At 47.9% G+C, this 19,985-nt stretch carries 8 protein-coding genes and 3 rRNA genes; 3 read left to right on the forward strand and 8 right to left on the reverse strand.

All coding sequences use genetic code 11. From position 1 onward, the window contains the following. Positions 1 to 198 precede the first annotated feature (198 nt). From rrf to U4956_RS02960, 4 genes are all read right to left on the reverse strand, one after another. Positions 199 to 305, reverse strand: a 5S ribosomal RNA gene (gene rrf / locus U4956_RS02945). 287 nt (positions 306 to 592) lie between these two features. Beyond that, positions 593 to 3,474: ribosomal RNA gene (locus U4956_RS02950) — 23S ribosomal RNA — on the reverse strand. Positions 3,475 to 3,829: 355 nt separating this feature from the next. Continuing rightward, positions 3,830 to 5,358: ribosomal RNA gene (locus tag U4956_RS02955) — 16S ribosomal RNA — on the reverse strand. Together the 16S, 23S and 5S rRNA genes form the textbook arrangement of a ribosomal RNA operon. Before the next feature lie 728 nt (positions 5,359 to 6,086). Beyond that, on the reverse strand, positions 6,087 to 9,050 hold the full coding sequence (locus U4956_RS02960; protein WP_323088941.1) for an AAA domain-containing protein: 2,964 nt from the start codon (positions 9,048 to 9,050) through the stop codon (positions 6,087 to 6,089). A 645-nt stretch (positions 9,051 to 9,695) separates the two neighbouring features. Here U4956_RS02960 and U4956_RS02965 point away from each other — a divergent pair. Beyond that, positions 9,696 to 10,163, forward strand: a complete 468-nt coding sequence (locus U4956_RS02965; RefSeq protein WP_323088943.1) for a GAF domain-containing protein — start codon at positions 9,696 to 9,698, stop codon at positions 10,161 to 10,163. A gap of 394 nt (positions 10,164 to 10,557) precedes the next feature. Here the strand turns inward: U4956_RS02965 and pheT are convergent, their stop codons facing one another. Beyond that, the gene (gene pheT, locus U4956_RS02970) at positions 10,558 to 12,969 is read right to left on the reverse strand and encodes a phenylalanine--tRNA ligase subunit beta (RefSeq protein WP_323088944.1); all 2,412 of its coding nucleotides are present in this window, start codon (positions 12,967 to 12,969) and stop codon (positions 10,558 to 10,560) included. Positions 12,970 to 12,981: 12 nt separating this feature from the next. Continuing rightward, complete coding sequence (pheS, locus tag U4956_RS02975; RefSeq protein ID WP_323088946.1) at positions 12,982 to 14,013, reverse strand: phenylalanine--tRNA ligase subunit alpha; 1,032 nt, start codon at positions 14,011 to 14,013, stop codon at positions 12,982 to 12,984. A 312-nt stretch (positions 14,014 to 14,325) separates the two neighbouring features. Between pheS and U4956_RS02980 the strand changes: the two genes are divergently transcribed. Beyond that, positions 14,326 to 15,072: an RNA methyltransferase gene (locus tag U4956_RS02980; protein WP_323088948.1), complete on the forward strand. Its 747-nt coding sequence runs from the start codon at positions 14,326 to 14,328 to the stop codon at positions 15,070 to 15,072. A 218-nt stretch (positions 15,073 to 15,290) separates the two neighbouring features. On the opposite strand, the gene U4956_RS02985 is transcribed toward U4956_RS02980, so the two are convergent. Continuing rightward, entirely contained in the window at positions 15,291 to 16,586 is a 1,296-nt protein-coding gene (locus tag U4956_RS02985) for an adenylosuccinate synthase (RefSeq protein ID WP_323088949.1), read from the reverse strand. 637 nt (positions 16,587 to 17,223) lie between these two features. Here U4956_RS02985 and U4956_RS02990 point away from each other — a divergent pair. Next, a complete protein-coding gene (locus U4956_RS02990) occupies positions 17,224 to 18,078 on the forward strand; it encodes an aldo/keto reductase (protein ID WP_323088951.1) in 855 nt (284 codons plus the stop codon). A gap of 199 nt (positions 18,079 to 18,277) precedes the next feature. Here U4956_RS02990 and hcp read toward each other — a convergent pair whose 3' ends face one another. Beyond that, entirely contained in the window at positions 18,278 to 19,918 is a 1,641-nt protein-coding gene (hcp, locus tag U4956_RS02995) for a hydroxylamine reductase (protein WP_323088952.1), read from the reverse strand. Between the last annotated feature and the right edge of the window lie 67 nt (positions 19,919 to 19,985).

The following is a 19,985-nucleotide window of genomic DNA, read 5'->3' on the forward strand; positions in this document are numbered from 1 at the left end:
TGAGAATTAACTGTAGGCCAAAATTATTCAACATCCCAAATCTGAAATTTTACTATCAGAGGCCAATTTCTCTTTGGTGACAGCTGAAGGACACTTTTTTAGATCCAGCTCAATCCATGTTAGTATCAACTAACACCAAGCATAATAAAAAACCCGAAGAATATCGGATTTCTCCTTTATTCTTCGGGTTTCGCTTTTGTCTGGCGACTTCCTATTTTTGCTTTTACACTATCGTCGGCGTTCAATGGCTTAACTTCCGTGTGCGAGATGGGAACGGGTGTGACCCATTGGCTATCGTCACCATACTTTGCATTGAATCAGCGCATCCTTGGATGATTATTCAATGACAGATTCGATTTCAGTATTCTTGCGAATACCGCGGGTTGATTTCATTTCACATGAATCTTTCAAAAACAAACACCAGCTTCGACATAACCTTGGTTACAGTTATGATCTGATCATTTCTGATCGTTTTACTTCTTATTACCGCCTGTCTGTGATTTTGAATGATTCTGGAATCATTGTCTTTAACTTGCGTCTTTGACTCTGTTTCCATATCCTTCATCACTTCCAACAGGCGCTCTCGTTATCTTAGATTAAGCTTTCGACCGATTAGTACTGGCCAACTTCATGGATCACTCCACTTCCATACCCAGCCTATTTCCTTGTAGTCTTCAAGGGGTCTTATCTACCGCAGATCTTATCTTGGGGCTGGCTTCGCACTTAGATGCTTTCAGCGCTTATCCATTCCCTGCTTGGCTGCCCGGCTGTGCCACTGGCGTGACAACCGATGCACCATTGGCAGGTCCATCCCGGTCCTCTCGTACTGAGGACAGCTCCCCTCAGATCTCCTGCGCCCACAACAGATAGGGACCGAACTGTCTCACGACGTTCTGAACCCAGCTCGCGTACCACTTTAATGGGCGGACAGCCCAACCCTTGGAACCGAATCCAGCTCCAGGATGCGATGAGCCGACATCGAGGTGCCAAACCCCGCCGTCGATGTGAACTCTTGGGCGGGATCAGCCTGTTATCCCCAGGGTAGCTTTTATCCGTTGAGCGACGGCCCTTCCATTCGGTACCGCCGGATCACTAATCCCGACTTTCGTCCCTGCTCCACTTGTTGGTGTCGCAGTCAGGCGCGCTTATGCATTTACACTCTCTGTCTGGTTTCCATCCAGACTGAACGCACCTTTGGGCGCCTCCGTTACTCTTTAGGAGGCGACCGCCCCAGTCAAACTGCCCGCCTGGCACTGTCTGTAAGATTCTCTCTTCACGTTAGGGCTTCAAATCATCAGGGGCGGTATCCCAACGGCGGCTCCAAAGAAACTGGCGTTCCTTCTTCATAGCCTCCCGCCTATCCTGTACATGATCATCCAAAACCCAATACCAGGCTGCAGTAAAGCTCCATGGGGTCTTTCCGTCTAGTTGCGGGTAACCTGCATTTTCACAGGTACTAAGATTTCACCGAGTCTGCTGCCGAGACAGCGCCCAAATCGTTTCACCTTTCGTGCGGGTCAGAACTTACCTGACAAGGAATTTCGCTACCTTAGGACCGTTATAGTTACGGCCGCCGTTCACTGGGGCTTCGGACCACTGCTTCTCCCTGCGGATAACAGATCCCCTTAACCTTCCAGCACCGGGCAGGTGTCACCCCATATACTTCGCCTTGCGGCTTTGCATAGAGCTGTGTTTTAGTTAAACAGTCGCTTGGGCCTTTTCACTGCGGCTCTCTCGAGCGCCCCTTCTTGCGAACGTACGGGGCAATTTTGCCGAGTTCCTTGGCAACAGTTCTCTCGCTCACCTTCGCTTGCTCAGCGCGCCCACCTGTGTCGGTTTTGGTACGGGCCGCAATAAAGTTTAAGCTAGAAGCTTTTCTTGAAAGCCGCTCCATGTGCTTGGCTACTTTCTTTCGATTTCGCTTACCCTTCACGCTCTGTACGCATTGATCCGGATTTGCCTGGATCCGTACTGCCGCGCTTGGCCCTCAATCCATTAAGAGGGTCACACTTCCCGTCTTTGTCACTCCATCGCCTTTATTGCGGGTGCAGGAATCTTCGCCTGCTTTCCATCTGCTTCGCCTGTCGGCTTATCATTAGGTCCCGACTGACCCAGGGCGGACGAACCTTCCCCTGGAATCCTTGGGCTTTCGGTGTGCAGGATTCTCACCTGCATCTCGCTACTCACACCGGCATTCTCACTTCCATGTCCTCCACAGACTCTCACGATTCTGCTTCCATGAACATGCAACGCTCCCCTACCATAAAAATCTTTCAATCCTTATCCGCGGCTTCGGCAGATGACTTAGCCCCGGTACATTTTCGGCGCAGGGCCACTCGACTAGTGAGCTGTTACGCACTCTTTAAAGGGTGGCTGCTTCTGAGCCAACCTCCTAGTTGTCCGTGCGTCCCCACATCCTTTTCCACTGAGTCATCATTTTGGGGCCTTAGCCGGCGGTCTGGGCTGTTTCCCTCTTGAGCATGGACCTTATCACCCACACTCTGACTGCCAACTACTATCCTTGCGGCATTCGAAGTTTGATTCCATTCAGTACCCCGGGATGGGGCCATCATGAATTCAGTGCTCTACCTCCGCTGGCTTGCGTTAACGCTAGCCCTAAAGCTATTTCGGGGAGAACCAGCTATCTCCGGGTTCGATTGGAATTTCTCCGCCAGCCACAGGTCATCCGCCAGCTTTTCAACGATGGTCGGTTCGGTCCTCCACAAAGTTTCACCTCTGCTTCAACCTGCCCATGGCTAGATCACCCGGTTTCGGGTCTGCTCCTGGCTACTTCATTCGCCCTGTTAAGACTCGCTTTCGCTTCGGCTTCGCATTTTCCTGCTTAACCTTGCATCCAAAAGCAGCTCGCCGGTTCATTCTACAAAAGGCACGCCATCACCCTTTGACGGGCTCTGACTTCTTGCAGGCATACGGTTTCAGGTTCTCTTTCACTCCGCTTGCGCGGTTCTTTTCACCTTTCCCTCACGGTACTTCTTCACTGTCGCTCACTCTTACTTATTCAGCCTTGGCGGATGGTCCCGCCTGCTTCCGACAGGATTTCACGTGTCCCGTCGTACTCAGGATTTCGCTGACTACTTCGCTTGCTTTCCAGTACAGGGATTTCACCTTCTGTGTCCGTGCTTTCCATCACGTTCCTGTTCACTCGCGTTTTGTCTGTTGCGCTCCTACAACCCCATATCGCTATGGTTTGGGCTAATTCCCTTTCGCTCGCCGCTACTCGGGAAATCACTGTTGTTTTCTTTTCCTCCGGCTACTTAGATGTTTCAGTTCACCGGGTTGCTCTCCATATTCAGAAATATGGATGACTGGATATGACTCCAGCCGGGTTCCCCCATTCGGACACCTGCGGATCGTCGCTTTCCTGACAGCTCCCCGCAGCTTTTCGCAGTCTGATGCGTCCTTCATCATTCAAGAGTGGCAAGGCATCCTCCGTACGCCCTTCCTTGCTTGATCTAGTTTCAAATATGCTTGTTTTTAACTATGCTTTTTCGAGATTTTTCTAATAAGAACTGTTAACTGTTTTCTGACTTGGTAAATCTTGTGACTTCAAAGATCGAATTTCTTCTTCTCTTTTCAGTCGGTTACTTTCGTAACGTTGCTACTTACAACTTACGTCAGACCTTCTGTTATGTCTTATACTGATGTTCGTTTTTCAAAGATCCATGGTTTAGACTGTTTCTTCTGTACTTCTCTTTTGAACTTTGTTCTTCGAGAAGAAGATGAATTCCAGCCTGGAAGATCGCTCTTCCAAAACTCTGTTACAGACTCCAACTTAGTTACTTAATGCTTCCTTGTACTTTCTCCTTAGAAAGGAGGTGATCCATCCCCACGTTCCCGTAGGGATACCTTGTTACGACTTAACCCCAGTCATCGGCCCCGCCTTCGACGACTCACTCCTTTTCAGGTTATGCCATCGGCTTCGGGCGTTGCCGGCTTCCATGGTTTGACGGGCGGTGTGTACAAGGCCCGGGAACGTATTCACCGCGGCATGCTGATCCGCGATTACTAGCGATTCCAACTTCATGAAGTCGGGTTGCAGACTTCAATCCGAACTGGGACGCCTTTTCTCGGGTTCGCTCCACTTCACAGCTTCGCTTCCGTCTGTAGGCGCCATTGTAGTACGTGTGTAGCCCAGGCCATAAGGGGCATGATGATTTGACGTCATCCCCGCCTTCCTCCGGTTTGTCACCGGCAGTCTGATCTGAGTCCTCATCTTACTGGTAGTAACAGATCACGAGGGTTGCGCTCGTTGCCAGACTTAACTGAACATCTCACGACACGAGCTGACGACAACCATGCACCACCTGTGTGGATGTTAACCTCCAACTTATCTCTAAGTCTTCGCATCCCATGTCAAGGCCTGGTAAGGTTCTTCGCGTTGCTTCGAATTAAACCACATACTCCACCGCTTGTGCGGGCCCCCGTCAATTCCTTTGAGTTTCACACTTGCGTGCATACTCCCCAGGCGGAGGAGTCATTGCGTTAGCTTCGGCACCGGGGCATTACCCCCGACACCTGCTCCTCATCGTTTAGGGCGTGGACTACTAGGGTATCTAATCCTATTTGCTCCCCACGCTTTCGTGCCTGAGCGTCAGTAACAGTCCAGGCGGCCGCCTTCGCCACTGGTGTTCTTCCATATATCTACGCATTTTACCGCTACACATGGAGTTCCACCGCCCTCTCCTGTCCTCGAGCGTGGCAGTTTCCAAAGCCTGTACAGGTTGAGCCCGTACCTTTCACTTCAGACTTGCCACGCCGCCTGCGCACCCTTTACGCCCAATCATTCCGGATAACGCTTGCCACCTACGTATTACCGCGGCTGCTGGCACGTAGTTAGCCGTGACTTTCTGGCAGGTTACTATCAAAAGAAAAGCATTTCCTCTTCCCTTCTTTTCTGACCTGCAACAGAGCTTTACGATCCGAAAACCTTCCTCACTCACGCGGCATTGCTCGTTCAGGCTTGCGCCCATTGACGAAAATTCCCTACTGCTGCCTCCCGCAGGAGTCTGGGCCGTGTCTCAGTCCCAGTGTGGCCGATCGCCCTCTCAGGCCGGCTATGCATCATCGTCTTGGTAGGCTTTTACCCTGCCAACTAACTAATGCACCGCAGATCCATTCATCTCCCAGGCTTTAGGGCCTGTTTCAAAAACAGAAGATGCCTTCTGTTTTCCTATGGGGTTTTAGACTTCGTTTCCAAAGCGTATCCCCCGGATATGGGCAGGTTATCTACGTGTTACTCACCCGTTCGCCACTGAACACAAAAGTGTTCCGTTCGACTTGCATGTATTAGGCATGCCGCCAGCGTTCATCCTGAGCCAGGATCAAACTCTCCATTTGATATTGACTCAACGCTATTGCGTTTATATTTCGTGAATTGATTATTGAAGTATTAAGTGTTGTTTCAAGAATCGACGTGTTAATTTCGAATATTGAATTGTCTGTAATCAGAGTTTTCAAAGAGCCATCTGTTTGTGAGCGAATCAATTTCCCTCACAAGGCTTGTTTATCTTATCATCAGCAGATCCAGAAGTCAACATCTTTCGTGAAATATTTTTAAGAATTTCACAATCGATGATTTCTTCGATATCTAAAGATGATTCGCGTCAGATCAGCGGCTTTGTTGCCGTGTTTTCTTAACGCTCAATTACTATAACACCGGGCAGTATCCCGGGTCAAGCACTTTTGTGAAAATATTTTGCAAATTCACAACTTTAGATTTTATAGAATCTTGCCCTTGGGCACTTTTGTGTATCCCTCTGGCATTCCCACTGTCCTTCGAAGCGAAAAACAGCTTATCCTTTATACCTCATTTGGGCTTGGTTTGTCAATTTTTTTATCCACCCTGTTCAGCATCGAATTTTGCAATAGAATAGAAGCCCGGCACTGATTCAACAACTTCCTCAACCGCCTTACTCCCAGATGCTATCCTATCCTCTAACAAACAAAAGCGGCAGCAAGCAGTATCCCCTGAAATCATCGCCTGAAAAATTTCAGGGGACACAGTCTGTCTATTGCTGCCTTGAGGAAACGTCCAGCCAAAGCCTGATAAGCTGGACATTCCGCCTTCAGATTTTGTGAAGTGAAAACGTATGATGGGGATCATTTGCGCAGCGAAAAAATATTCCGCCTCCTCCTCGACTGACCGCATACAGTCTTCCCCCGCACCTTGGACAAGTCACTGGCTTTCTAGGGTCGCGGTTCAGATAGCCCTCTGCCATCTCAACAGTCACTAGATAGTACTTCTTACAGGAATCACAGACAAGAAAAGGTCTATTGAACTTTTTGGAGTACAGGTATCGCACGTTTCCCCCGCACGAGCATCTTGCCTGAGCGCTGATGTATCCTGAAAAGGAAGCCGACTGACGAGAAGCAGTTAAAGACAAATCATCACTCACCTCTCGATCATAAACATTCAACATTTCAAGATACTGCTCAATTTCTAAAGCAGTCTCGCCATTCTGAATATAAAAGACTGGAAAGATCCACTCTTTTCGTTCAGGTAATTTTTCTTCATAAAATTTTGCGCAGCCAACTAAAGGCTGATTGATCCAGCATTCATTGCGGTCAATCAAAGTGGCACTTTCCAGTACATAACCAGCCGCACTGTACTGACGCAGACTTTCGGGAAGTTCAGCCTTATCGTTGCATCGAATGACCAGTCGGCAGTGACGGGCAACGGACCCAAGAAGATAGGTGAGTCGTTCACCATGGTCTTTTGAAAAATTCCAGGTCGGAATGTCAATCCGAATTTCCTTATGGGCACGACTAATTGACTTCAGATATTCCACAAACAGAGCTTCAGAATTGTCTGCCTGTCGATAAGACCAGGGAAAAGTAGGAAAAGAGGTCCCAGAAAATTCCTTCCATAAGCTCTGCCTTTGCTCCAGGTTTTTCTGCGCAAAATCAAGAACATTCAGCACCTCTTTTCCGCCAAGATGAAGAAGCTGGCCATTGCCTGCCTGCTGATCACATCCGTCAAGATTATAAATCGTTTTAAGAAGATTATTATCAAGCTTGCTGGTATGAAGATACTCCTGGTTGGATATGAGGATAAACTGTCTTCTGGCCCTGGAAATGGCTACATTGATCAGTCGGGTAGACTCATTATTATGCATGGTTGTTACCATTACGCCTGGACGATTTCTTCCATAGCTTTCGACGGTATCAAACAAGATATAGTCTCGCTCACTTCCCTGAAACTGGTGGACTGTGCTGGCCTTGATGCGCCTGGAATTCAGAACATTTTCATTGGATGGATGTTCAGAATCGTTCCAGATCGAAAGTTCATTCAAGCCAGTCTGGTCCAGCAGGTTCTGGATGAGCATGGCCTGTCTGGCATAGGGAGTAATAATGCCAACTGTTCCTTTAAACGCAAAATAAGCTGCCAGAGTAACTGTTGTCATGGCGCTGAGCAGATTCATTCTTGAACCCGACAGTCCGGGCTGCTGAAAGTTTCCCAGTCCTGAAAGATCGAGAAATAAGAGCGGAACGCTTTCAAACCTGGTCCAGGCGGGTAAACAATCCTGCCCTCTTTGATCATCCGGGCTGAATTCTGGTCGTTCGTCCTGATCCTGGATTGTCTTTTCTCCCTGATCGCTTTGCGCAAGTCGTAAGGGGGCAGTGTGCAGCAAAGAGTTATAGACAGAACAAGAAAGCAAGTCACTTAAAAAGGGCGGCATTCGATACTGTTCGTTCAGCATCGTCAGCCATACATGACCTTTTTGTTTCAAAACGGCCTCCGCAATCTGGCAATACTGGAACAAATCGATATTCAACAATCCTTTTCGAGAAAAAGTAATAGGGGAAAGCTGGCGGAAATCTCCCAGACAGACAAAACTTTTCGTTGCGCGGCTTGCCGCCTGCAAGATCGTCGGTACATCCAGCATGCTCGCTTCATCAACAATCACCGTATCAAAAGAGGTGTGGAACAGTTCCAATTTGGTTTGCTGGAGCGCAATGGTTGAAGCTATAAATCTCGCTTCGTTAATCAGTTTGAGTTCAGCTATTTCCAGACGCCTGCGTAAAAAAGTCAGTTCATCTCGAATACTTTCACGCTCTTCACTGTCAAGAGGCGAAGAGAGCTCTTCGACAAGCTCGTCAATCCGCTTCACAATCTCTGCATTTTGGTGGTGGGCTCGTCTTGTAGAATACAGATCCGGATCTTCCAGGATCAAAGGATCCCGGGGATAGCCATACCGAAGAATCGTTCCTGGATGCTGGTGGGCCTGGTCTTTCAGTTTCAAAACCGCTTCATCCACCGCAACATTTGCCATGGAAAGAAGCAAAACCCGGCGACCATCCTGAATTAAGGCGTTGGCGATTTTTGCGATTGTTGTCGTTTTGCCCGTTCCAGGCGGCCCCCAGATAAAGCAGACAGGCTGACGGAGTGTTTTTTCAACCGCCGTCTGCTGGGACGTCTGGAATTCATCACAGATCAGGTCAGTACGAGTGGGCGCCTGAATGAGCTGATCCAGTAGTCGAGGATTCTTTCCTGGCATTCCTCTTTTCATCCAGTCGATGACTGACAGCAGACCAGACAAGGATTCTTCCGTGATTACCGCCATACTGACACGCGCGCCCAAATCACGGCCAATCTTTACAACAACTGTCATTCCTTCGGTTTCAACCACCTGGCAGGAATATGCCTGCTTTTTGACAATCAGGCTGACCTTATGGCCTGTCGTAAATCGAAAACTCGAACATGCAGTAAAGCTGTAAAAACAAGTTGGTCCGCTTTCAATCCGAATTCGCTTACCGGACCGAACTTTCACGCCATCTGTATTGGCAGAAGTAATCTTGTCCAGATCTTCCAGGGCGGCTGGCAGAAAATAGTCCTGAAATTCCTCGCGGGAATGAATTCGAGGTACCTCTGGTTCCTGATCCTGTCTCCAGACTGGACAGATTCGCTCTGGCATCGTGGATTGAACAGAAATCGTCTTTAATGCTCGATCCTTTTCTTTCTGGCCGGCCAGTTCTGGTCTGATCTGTGAAAGATCAGACTGGTTTTTCTGCTGTTTATTTCTTCTCATCCCTAATCCTCATCCGCATGGATCAAACTGTCCAGTCAATGTTAATGTTCTGGAAAAACACTCCCGCTTCTTGATCAAGCTTAACCCTGTTGAGCAAAAGCCGATTTTTGTTTTTTTACCCGGATTGCGTGCAGTGTACTTTTACCTGACTATCCACGGAAGAAAAATTGATCATCGAATCCCAGAATCGATCCAGAAAGACCGAACAATGATTCAGAATATGCAATTTCCAATTCTTTACCGATTGTACAACATAATAATTTGTTTTATAAAATAAGTTTTAACATTTTAAATTGATTTTATATAAAAAGCACTTTAATTCCAATTTATTTCCAGTTTTCATTCTTCCTTATCCTCTGTTTTCTTAGAGCCGAGTCACGAACCATGAAGTCAAAGCAAGCCAATTTGATTCGATTTGATTCGATTCAATTCTGCTCGATCTGGTTTAGGATGACTTTCTTTTCTTAAATAGAAAAGCCACAATTGTAAAACATCATATGGATTTAAAGACAAACAGGTTAAAATAAGTCTAATCCCGAAACTCCATCAACAAGCCAGCATCCATTCAAGACATTTTTGCCTCTTGACCATCGTGAAGCCTGGCGTCTTTTGATGGCAGTTCAATTGAAAAGGAGAAAAACTGTTATGATTGACTATTCTCTTTGCAGTCAGCTGCAATCATTTTACGATCCTGCCCTGCCCGCTAACAGCATTCTCGTCAACCAGATTGCCGCTTTATTTCATGCCGATCCTCATATTACCTGGGCCGGGATATACTTGCTGAATCCATTAACTGGCGATTGTTATATAGATGCATTTCAGGGACTTCCCGCCTGCATGAAAATCCCTGCTCATCAGGGAGTCATTGGAGCCGCGCTGGATGCCAATGCCCCCATGATTGTTTCCGATGTCCATAGTTTCCCTGGCCATATTGCCTGCGATGCCCGTTCCAAAAGCGAACTGGTGATCCCGCTCAAGCCCTCCAATATTCTCATGGGCGTTCTTGATCTCGACTCGGATGTCCAGGGCTTTTTCGACCCGCTGGATCCGGATCTGATTGAAGAACTTGGCGAAATTTTTTCCCGGACTCTCAAACTCAGCCTTCCTTTCTGAATGTTTCGGCTTTGGACACTCGCCTTTCTCAGTCGACAAGATAGGCCTCAACTTTGAAGATTTAAAATCTCGTGTTGCAATCGACAGAAGAAGACCGGAGTCCAGTTTCGAGAATTTTTTTGATATCCAATTGCTCATTTCCTTCTTTATTGAGTAAAGGCGTTATGCTCTCTCAAAAATCAGAAATGGAACGCGGACGTTTTATCCTGCTCAGGAACAAACCACACTCACTCACTCATTGGTTGGTTGATTGGTTGGTTGAATGAATAAACGTCCAAGATTGCCGACGGCTGACCAATCTCTCCAGACTATTGGGCACGCCCACACATTCAAAAAAAGCAGAGGAAAAACCTTCAGGTTTTTTCCTCTGCTTTTAAATTTCTGGATATCAGGGTCAGGCGGAACGAAGTTTGGCATGACACTGTTTTTGAATCGCATCAATGATGGCATTGAAGACAGTATTGATCTTTTCTTCATTGAGAGTCTGTTTGTCAGACTGGAAAGTCATGGTCAAGGCAATCGATTTTTCGTTTTCACCAACGTGTTCCCCTTCGTAAACATCGAAGACATCAACATTGCGGACAACGGATTCCTTGTCAAGTTTACCGGAACGTTTGATGACATCGATGATCCGGCTGGCTGGCAGGTCTTTTTCAACGACAAAGGCCAGGTCACGAATAACAGATGGGTATTTGGAAACAGGAACGAATTTCACTTTGGACTTCTTGGTTTTCAGGATTTTGTCCAGATCCAGTTCCGCAATCACTGCATTCTTGACGCCAGTGCGAACCCCATAAGTTGGATGAATTTCACCCATCAGACCGATCAGATCTTTACCGATATACACCTCAGCGGAACGGCCTGGATGGAAGTGAGTTGTGTCTTTCTTGTTCGGTTTGAAATACAGACGATTTTCACCAATTCCCTGCCGTTCAAGCAACACTTCAATCAAACCTTTAAGCGTATAAAAATCAGCCGGTGTGCTGTCCTTGAGCCATTTGGTTTCATCAAGGCTGCCCGTCAGTACGATGGCAAGGTGTTCGATGACGCCGGATTTGCTTGTCAGTTCGGAGATCTCGAACAGGTTGACGTTCTTGTTGCCGCGGGCAAGGTTCCAGGCTGCGCTTTCTAATAAGGAAGGCAGGATGGATGTACGCAAGTAGCGTCGTTCTTCGGAAAGAGGGACAGGCAGTTCGAGAGATTCACCCGTGGAGTAGATTGCATCCTCTTTTTTCGCTTTGGAAATCAAAGTATACGTGATCGCATCCTGCAGACCGTTTTCGGTCAGCAGGGTCCGGATGAAACGACGCTGACGCTGCTGGGGGTTCAATTTTCCTTCGGTCATTTCCATCACTGGCAGAGTCGAAGGCAGACGATCATAGCCGATCATACGGATCACTTCTTCAGAAAGGTCGGCCATACCCTCCAGATCTGTACGGGAGCTTGGAACGGTTACGGTAATGGTTTCCCCTTCCACAACCGGCTGAAGGTTCAGACGATCAAACACGTCGACAACTTCTTCCAGACTGAATGCAGTGCCCAGACGGCCATTGAGCAGATCTAAGGTTGTGGTGATTGTTCTTGGCACGAAGTTGGCCGAACCATATTCAACCGTTTTTTCAATTCCTTTGGCATCGGCATATTCAACCAACAGCTCAACCGCACGGTCAATAGCTTTTTTCGCTGCCAGTGGTTCAATGCCTTTCTGGTAACGGATGCTGGACTCGGTATTGAGGTTCAGGCGACGGGCCGTGTTGCGGATTTTGACCGGATTGAAGCTTGCACATTCAATGATCAGACCGGTTGTGGTTTCTTCAATCTTTGAGTCATCGCCTCCCATAACCCCAGCAATACCGATTGGTTTGTTTTCCGTTGTGATGACCAGATCTTCTGGCTGCAGATGGTAAGTCACACCATCCAGAGCGGTATACTCGCAATCCAGGCCTTCTTTGACCGTGATTTCCTGCGCGGGCAGGGCGTTGATGTCGTAGAAGTGCATGGGTTGGCCGGTCTCTAACATGACGATATTGGAAATATCGACCACGTTGTTGATCGAATGCATGCCAGAAGCACGCAGCAGTTCTTTCATCCATGGAACGGATTCCTTGATAGTGACAGAGTTAATGACTTTGCCATAGAAGTGTGGGCAGCCTGCTGCTTCAGAGTGAACCACCAGGCGGGTATCGACATCAGCACCGGCATCCGAAGCCCCTTCGCATTCAGGCAACTTATAGTCTTTCTTTAAGATGGCGGCTGTTTCGGCTGCCATGTTCCAGGCCGCCTGGCAATCCGCACGGTTAGGCGTTAAGGAAACATCCAGAACCGTGTCATCCAGCCCCAGATATTCTCTTGGATTGTCATATCCAACCGGAGCATCTTCCGGCAGCACTTCAATGCCAGCTAACTGCGCTTCACTTAAGGCGTGTTTATCGACACCCAGTTCCGATAAAGAGCAAATCATGCCATTGCTCACTTCGCCACGGATTACCCCCGACTTAATTTCACCACCTGGAAGAACTGCACCAGGCTTGGCCACGATGACTTTCTGGCCAGCGGCAACGTTTGGAGCCCCACATACGATTGGAACAATTTCATCGCCAATGTTTACCGTTGTGCAGTGCAGGTGATCAGAATTCGGATGATCTTTGCAGCTCAGAACTTCACCAATGACAAGGTTGGTTCCCTGGGACATTGGAATGACGTCTTCCACTTCAAATCCGGCATCGGTAATGGCTTTGGCGACGTCTTCCATGCTCAGATCGCCTAAGTCCATATACTGTCTGAGCCATTTTTCAGAGATTTTCATCGTTTGCCCTCCTTAGTCCATCCGATCAAAGAGTTCATTGAACCGCTGATCGTTGGTGTAGAAATGACGGATATCGTCAATTCCATATTTGAGCATGGCAACACGTTCGATACCAATACCGAAGGCGAAGCCATTCATCTTGGTTGAATCATAGCCGGCCATTTCCAGCACTTTCGGGTTCACTTCACCGGCGCCCAGGATTTCAATCCATCCGGTTCCTTTGCAGGTCGGGCAGCCTTTTCCGCCGCACATGTGGCAGGAAACGTCAACTTCAACGGAAGGTTCCGTGAATGGAAAGAAGGAAGGACGGAAACGGATTTCACGCTCTTCCCCAAACATCTTGCGGGCGAAGAATTCCAGGGTTCCCTTCAAGTCAGAAAGAGGGACGTGTTCCCCGATGACCAGGCCTTCCATCTGCATGAACTGATGAGAGTGGGTGGCATCGTCATCATCTCGACGGTAAACCTTGCCTGGGCAGACAACCTTAATTGGATTTGGCGCATCCTGCTCCAGAACTTTCATCTGGATGGCGGTGGTATGCGTACGCAGCAGGTGTTCAGGATCCAGATACAAGGAATCCTGCATGTCACGGGCCGGGTGATCCTTAGGAATATTGGCCCTTTCAAAGCAATAGAGATCGTCTACCACTTCATCCCCTTCGATGACCTGATAGCCAAGACCAATGAACAGATCTTCCAGTTCCTGTTCGATCAGGGTTAACGGGTTCAGGTTGCCATGGGCAGGCTTGCGGCCAGGCAGGGTTAAATCGATCGTTTCACTGGCCAGTTTTTCTTCCAGGGCTTTAGCTTCTAAAGCCCTTTTCTTTTCGTCAAATAATGCGGAAGTTTCGGTCTTGATCTGATTGACTGCCTGACCGAATTCACGTTTTTCTTCTTTCGGAACAGATTTCATCTGTTTCATCAGATCCGCGATTTTTCCTTTTTTACCCAGGTATTCAATGCGCAGATCATTTAAAGCTTCCAGCGAATCGGCTTCATCAAACCGTTTTGCGATTTCGCTTTTAAGCTCTTCAAAATTTGGCATAGGTTCTCCTTTCAAAAATAAAAAAAGGACGAATGCGAAAACGGGGAATTCCCCGCGGTACCATTTCGCTTCGTCCTGAATTGACACACTCTGTCATGATATCCGTATGAAACGGGGAGGTTTTATCCTCCAGCTCCGGAATGAATTCACAGACACTTGGCTGCCCTGTTTCACCACCCCAGGACTCTCTGCAAGCCGCCTGAATCTGCCACGGTTCCTTCGACGCTTGGAACCATTGTAACAATTCAATGCTTTAAATCAACAACGGCCCTTTCAATTGACTCAAATTCGTGCCCTTTCTAAACTGAAACTATGAAAATCGAATCTACTCAAAATTCCACCATTAAAGCGTTATCCCGTCTTTTAACCAAGAAGGAACGCGATCAGTCCGGCCGATTTTTAGTTGAAGGCTGGCATCTGTTAGAAGAAGCGAGCCAGGCAGGACTGCTCGAACACGTTTATCAGCTTTCTGACCAGCCTGTCTTTTCAGATGCACCAGTGACTTTCTGTTCCCAGCTCGTTTTAAACAAGCTCTCCGCCCAGAAAAGTGACGCCCGCTACATTGGCGTATGCCAGAAGCCCCAAATCAGTCTGGATTTGACACCCCGTAAGGTCCTGCTGCTCGACCATCTGCAAGATCCCGGCAATTTAGGCACGCTGATCCGTTCGGCCGTCAGCTTTGGCCTGGAAGCCGTTTACCTGTCAGAAAACTGTGCCGATCCATATGGACCCAAAACAATCCAGTCCTCACAGGGGGCTTTGTTTCATATTCCAGTGATCAGCCAGGATTTATGTCAGGCCATTGAAAAGCTGAAGTCCAATGATGTTCCCGTTTTTGGTGCTGCTTTACATCAAAACTCCAGAGAACTCCATGACCTGGCGATTCCCGACTCCTTTGCGATCATGATTGGCAATGAAGGCCAGGGCATCCGTCCAAAGCTGCTTGAGCAATGCTCCCAGCTGGTCCATATCGAAATGGCTTCCTTTGAATCGCTCAATGCCGCAATTGCCGGAAGCATTCTGATGTATGCCTTCCAGTTTCCATCCGGCAAAAAGTAAAAGTCAGGAAGCAGACCTACAGAAGATAAAGTCAGGAAACAGACCTGGAACAGTTCAAGTGAAGAAGCCAAAGCGTGGTTACTGCTCTGAATTGATTTTTCTTTTCCGACTTTTTTGTTTCCTTCCCTTTTCGTTTTCCCTGTTTTCTTCCACTCAAAAAGCCGCTGGTCTTTCGATCGGCGGCTTTGCTTGTCTTAGATTGAGCTGGATCTGTTCAACTAGTCTTCTTTTGGCAGAAGTCTGCTGCCCAGATAAATATTGTTGATGCGGTCCGGGCCAACGGAAATCATGGAAACAGGTACCCCGGTGAAGTCCTGAATGAACTGGACATACTCACGGGCTGCCTGTGGCAGTTCTTCCCATGTGGTACATTTAGAAATGTCTTCTTTCCAGCCTGGAAGGGTCTTGTAAACCGGACGCGCTTTGGCGACATCCATCTGGTCGGATGGAACATAGTCGATGATTTCGCCATCGATGTCATAACCGATGCAGACTTTGATCTCCTCCAGGCCGCCCAGAACATCAAGTTTCGTTAAAACGATATCCGTCAGGCCATTGATGGTATTGGCATGTTTGATGACAACCAGATCTTCCCATCCACAACGGCGAGGTCTGCCCGTTGTAGCGCCAAATTCAAATCCATGTTCACGCAGCCAGTCCCCCTGTTCATCGAGCAGTTCCGTGACAAATGGACCTTCACCAACACGGGTAGAATAGGCTTTGACCACACCGATCACCTGATCGATTTTGGAAGGCGCAACGCCGGCTCCAACAGTCACACCAGCAGCCGTCGGGCTGGATGATGTTACATATGGATAAGTTCCATAGTTAATATCCAGCATGGCAGCCTGGGCGCCTTCAAACAAAACGTTCTTGCCTTCATCAATTGCATCATTCACAACATGAATACTTTCAATGATCATGGGAACAATCTGATCGTGGATCGCCGCAAAGTCAGCTTCCAGTTGGTCATAGTCCATCGGTTTGGCGCCATAGACGTCAGTGAACAGTTTGTTTTTCCGTTCTACACTTTCTTTTAAACGGTCTTTGAAATGTTCAAAATCTTTAAATTCGTGATACCGGATGCCAGTGCGGGCATATTTATCCTGATAGCAGGGACCAATCCCGCGTTTGGTGGTTCCGATTTTATGAGAAGCAGAATTTTCTTCCAGTTCATCCTGGTAGCAGTGATAAGGCATCAGAATCTGGGCCCGGTCTGAAATACGGATGTGATCCGTTGACATTCCACTGGCTTTCAGGGTTTCCATTTCCTTCAGCAGAACAAATGGGTTGCATACAACTCCCGGTCCGATGACGCATAAAGCCTCGTCACGCAATACGCCACTTGGCAGCAGATGCAGCACGTGTTTTTTGCCATTGACAACAACGGTATGTCCCGCGTTGTCTCCGCCCTGGAAGCGAACGACCATATCAGCTCGATCGGCCAGAACGTCTACGATTTTTCCTTTTCCTTCGTCACCCCACTGGGTGCCGACTACGACTTGGGTACTCATACTCTTCATATCTCCTTATCGATTTTGCAAAAACAAAACCGAATATAAGTATATCGAGCCTGATAGTAAAATCAAAACCTCCACCGCCCATGCCCATTTTCCTGACCAATTTGGCCGATCTGGCTCATTTATCTTTCCTCTTACATTTTAAAGAGCATCTGCCCGGCATATTTTTCGAAGCTGCGCTAAAAAGTAAAACAATAGGCTCATGGCGTTATTGGATATCCGGATGCCTTTACGGATTGCTTTTCCTTTCCAGTCTGCAAAAAGCTGGTCCCTTGGCTGCCGCATCCGATCTTATCTTCTGATCGAGGCCAGGCCGGCATGGCTTTGGCTTTCAACGTGAACAAGTGGTCAGATTTCTTACGCTGTCATTATCCTGACGCCTTTCAATGTTCTTTTTAACATTGTTGCCTATACTGATAGTGGTTTATCTGACGGATCCATTCTCCTTTCCAGACTGAAAAACAAGATTAATTCTGAAGCTTACTGTCTTTTGGGCCTGAACCGACAAAAAGACAGAACTCCAGAACTAAACCTGGATCGTCGGAAACTGGATCCGCCATCGTAACCGGGATCGCAAGATCCTGTATGATCGCAAACATGATCGTAAATAAAGAAGGAGTGAACTGTGCCCATGGAATATTCCAACGAAAAATATTTCACGATCTCCAATCAAACTCATATTCCCGCCCCCGGTTTTGGAACCTATCTGATCGATAACGAAGCCGTCTGCCAGGTGGTCAAAGACGCTCTGGATGCGGGTTATCGCCATATTGATACAGCAGCTTTCTATAAAAATGAAGAAGGCGTAGGAAAAGCTATCGCCAGCAGCGGGCTGGACCGCAAAGATCTCTTTGTGGTGTCCAAAGTCTGGAATGACCACCGCGGCTACGATGCCGTCAGACAATCCTGCCAGGATTCCCTGCAAAGACTGGGCTTGGACTATCTGGATCTGTTCTTGATTCACTGGCCGGCCAATCCGGTTGAATATCCGGATACCTGGTCCCAGATCAACCAGGACTCCTGGAAAGCGATGATTGATCTGTATAAAGAAGGAAAAGTCAAAGCCATTGGCGTGTGCAACTTTCTGCCCCAGCAGCTCGATCCGCTGATGAAAATGGAAATTGTCCCAATGGTCAACCAGATTGAATTTCACCCCGGCTGCACATGGCCTGAAACATTAGAGTACTGCAAAAAGCATGGCATCCTGGTTGAAGCCTGGAGCCCGTTAGGACGCGGGCGAGTATTAGAAGAACCGCTGCTGCGCATCATTGCCAAAGACCATGGCAAAGACGTCGCCCAGGTGTGCGTCCGTTATGCCCTGCAAAAAAACACCCTGCCCCTGGTCAAATCCGTTCATCCCGATCGGATCCAGTCCAATCTCGATGTCTTTGACTTTGAACTGACCCCAAATGAAATGGAGGCCATCGACGAGCTGGAAGGCAAATATCCCGCCAGCCGGGATCCGCTGACTGTTGTCTTCAAGTAAGAAAAGAAGCAGTAAAAATCTGAGCAAGAGTAAAAACACACAATTAAAAACAAAAGCTCAGGCAGGAGCAAAACACACAAACAAAAAATACGGCAAGCTTGCAGAAATCTATTCTGTAAGCTTGCCGTATTTTTGTATTCTGCATCCTTTACAAATCAGAACGCATTGCATTGTGTACCAAGATGCGTTGTGAACCGATTCAGCCAATCATCGTTTTCAGATCTTCGTCCACTTTGGTAATGCCGCCGATATTGAACTCATTGATCAGTACTTTCAAAACATTTGGCGACAAGAACGCTGGAAGAGTTGGTCCAAGATGGATATTATGGACACCAAGATATAACAGCGACAGCAGAACAATGACGGCTTTCTGCTCATACCAGGCAATATTGAAAGCCAGTGGCAGATCATTGATATCCTCCAGACCAAAAAGCTCCTTGAGCTTTAAGGCAATCAAAGCCAGAGAGTAGCTGTCGTTGCACTGACCAGCATCCAGAACCCGCGGAATACCGTTGATGTCACCAAGATCAAGCTTGTTGTATTTATACTTGGCGCAGCCGGCGGTCAAGATCACGACATCTTCTGGAAGTTTTTCGGCAAACTCTTTGTAGTATTCGCGAGATTTCATCCGGCCATCGCAGCCTGCCATCACGACAAATTTGCGGATGGCACCGGACTGAACCGCCTCGACAATCTGGTCTGCCAGTGCGAAAACCTGATTGTGCGCAAAACCGCCCACAATGGAACCCTGTTCGATTTCAACTGGCGGCTTGCATTGTTTTGCCTGTTCAATGACAGCCGAAAAATCTTTTTCTTCGCCAATTTCTCCTGGAATGTGTCGACATCCTGGATATCCGGCTGCTCCTGTAGTCCACAAACGGTCTTTGTAGCTGTCTTTTGGCGGGACAATGCAGTTGGTGGTCATGACAATTGGACCATTGAAGGATTCAAACTCTTCTTTCTGCTTCCACCAGGCATTGCCATAGTTGCCCGCGAAGTGATCGTATTTCTTGAACGCTGGATAGTAATGGCCAGGAAGCATTTCAGAGTGAGTGTAGATATCGACGCCACTGTCTTTACTCTGTTCGAGAAGCATTTCCAGATCCCGCAAGTCGTGGCCGGAAATCAGAATACCCGGCCGATTGCGCACTCCAATCTCAACTTTACTCACTTCCGGATTGCCATAGGCAGCAGTGTTGGCTGCATCGAGTAAAGCCATGCCATCAACACCATATTTACCTGTCTCCAGGGCTAAAGCAACCAGATCTTCGATACTCTTCGAATCATCCAGGGTATCGGCCAGGGCACGCTGCATGAAGGCATCGACCTCTTCGTTGTCTTTGAGCAGAGCGTTGGCATGCTTGGAGTAGGCAGCCAGGCCTTTTAAACCGTAAGTAATCAATTCGCGCAAAGAGCGAATCTCTTCATTTTCTGTTGCCAGCACACCAACCTTGCCTGCCCGGTCCATATATTCATCCTTTCCACCCTGCCAGAGGGATGCCTCAGGCAAAGCGGATGTGTCTTCAAGCTGGCTGAGCAGCTCTTTTTCTTTTTCAAGAGTCTTTTCAATGCGCATCTCGATGACTTTCCGATCGAAATTGGCATTGGTAATGGTGGTAAACAGATTCAGGCTGATGAGGTGGTTGATATCCTGATCGACTGCTTTTCCTTCTTTGCGCAGCTCAGTGGTGATCGCACTCAACCCTTTGGTGGTATCGATCAGAAGATCCTGCATAGCGGCCACATCGGACGTTTTTCCGCAGACACCAACACGGGTACAGCCGCGATTGCCGGCCGTCTCCTGACACTGGAAACAGAACATTGTTTCTTGATTGCTCATAAAATTCTCCTTTAATTGTAATTGGTCTTGCCAATATTGGTTTCTAGTTTTCAAACAGCATAGGCTG

This window comes from Allobaculum sp. JKK-2023, assembly GCF_034745455.1.
In the GTDB taxonomy this organism is placed as follows: domain Bacteria; phylum Bacillota_I; class Bacilli_A; order Erysipelotrichales; family Erysipelotrichaceae; genus Allobaculum.

Bases quoted from the DNA above. Each gene is read 5' to 3' on its own strand.
- U4956_RS02960 (WP_323088941.1), bottom strand. From the start codon at position 9,050: ATGAGAAGAAATAAACAGCAGAAAAACCAGTCTGATCTTTCACAGATC.
- U4956_RS02965 (WP_323088943.1), top strand. From the start codon at position 9,696: ATGATTGACTATTCTCTTTGCAGTCAGCTGCAATCATTTTACGATCCT.
- pheT (WP_323088944.1), bottom strand. From the start codon at position 12,969: ATGAAAATCTCTGAAAAATGGCTCAGACAGTATATGGACTTAGGCGAT.
- pheS (WP_323088946.1), bottom strand. From the start codon at position 14,013: ATGCCAAATTTTGAAGAGCTTAAAAGCGAAATCGCAAAACGGTTTGAT.
- U4956_RS02980 (WP_323088948.1), top strand. From the start codon at position 14,326: ATGAAAATCGAATCTACTCAAAATTCCACCATTAAAGCGTTATCCCGT.
- U4956_RS02985 (WP_323088949.1), bottom strand. From the start codon at position 16,586: ATGAGTACCCAAGTCGTAGTCGGCACCCAGTGGGGTGACGAAGGAAAA.
- U4956_RS02990 (WP_323088951.1), top strand. From the start codon at position 17,224: ATGGAATATTCCAACGAAAAATATTTCACGATCTCCAATCAAACTCAT.
- hcp (WP_323088952.1), bottom strand. From the start codon at position 19,918: ATGAGCAATCAAGAAACAATGTTCTGTTTCCAGTGTCAGGAGACGGCC.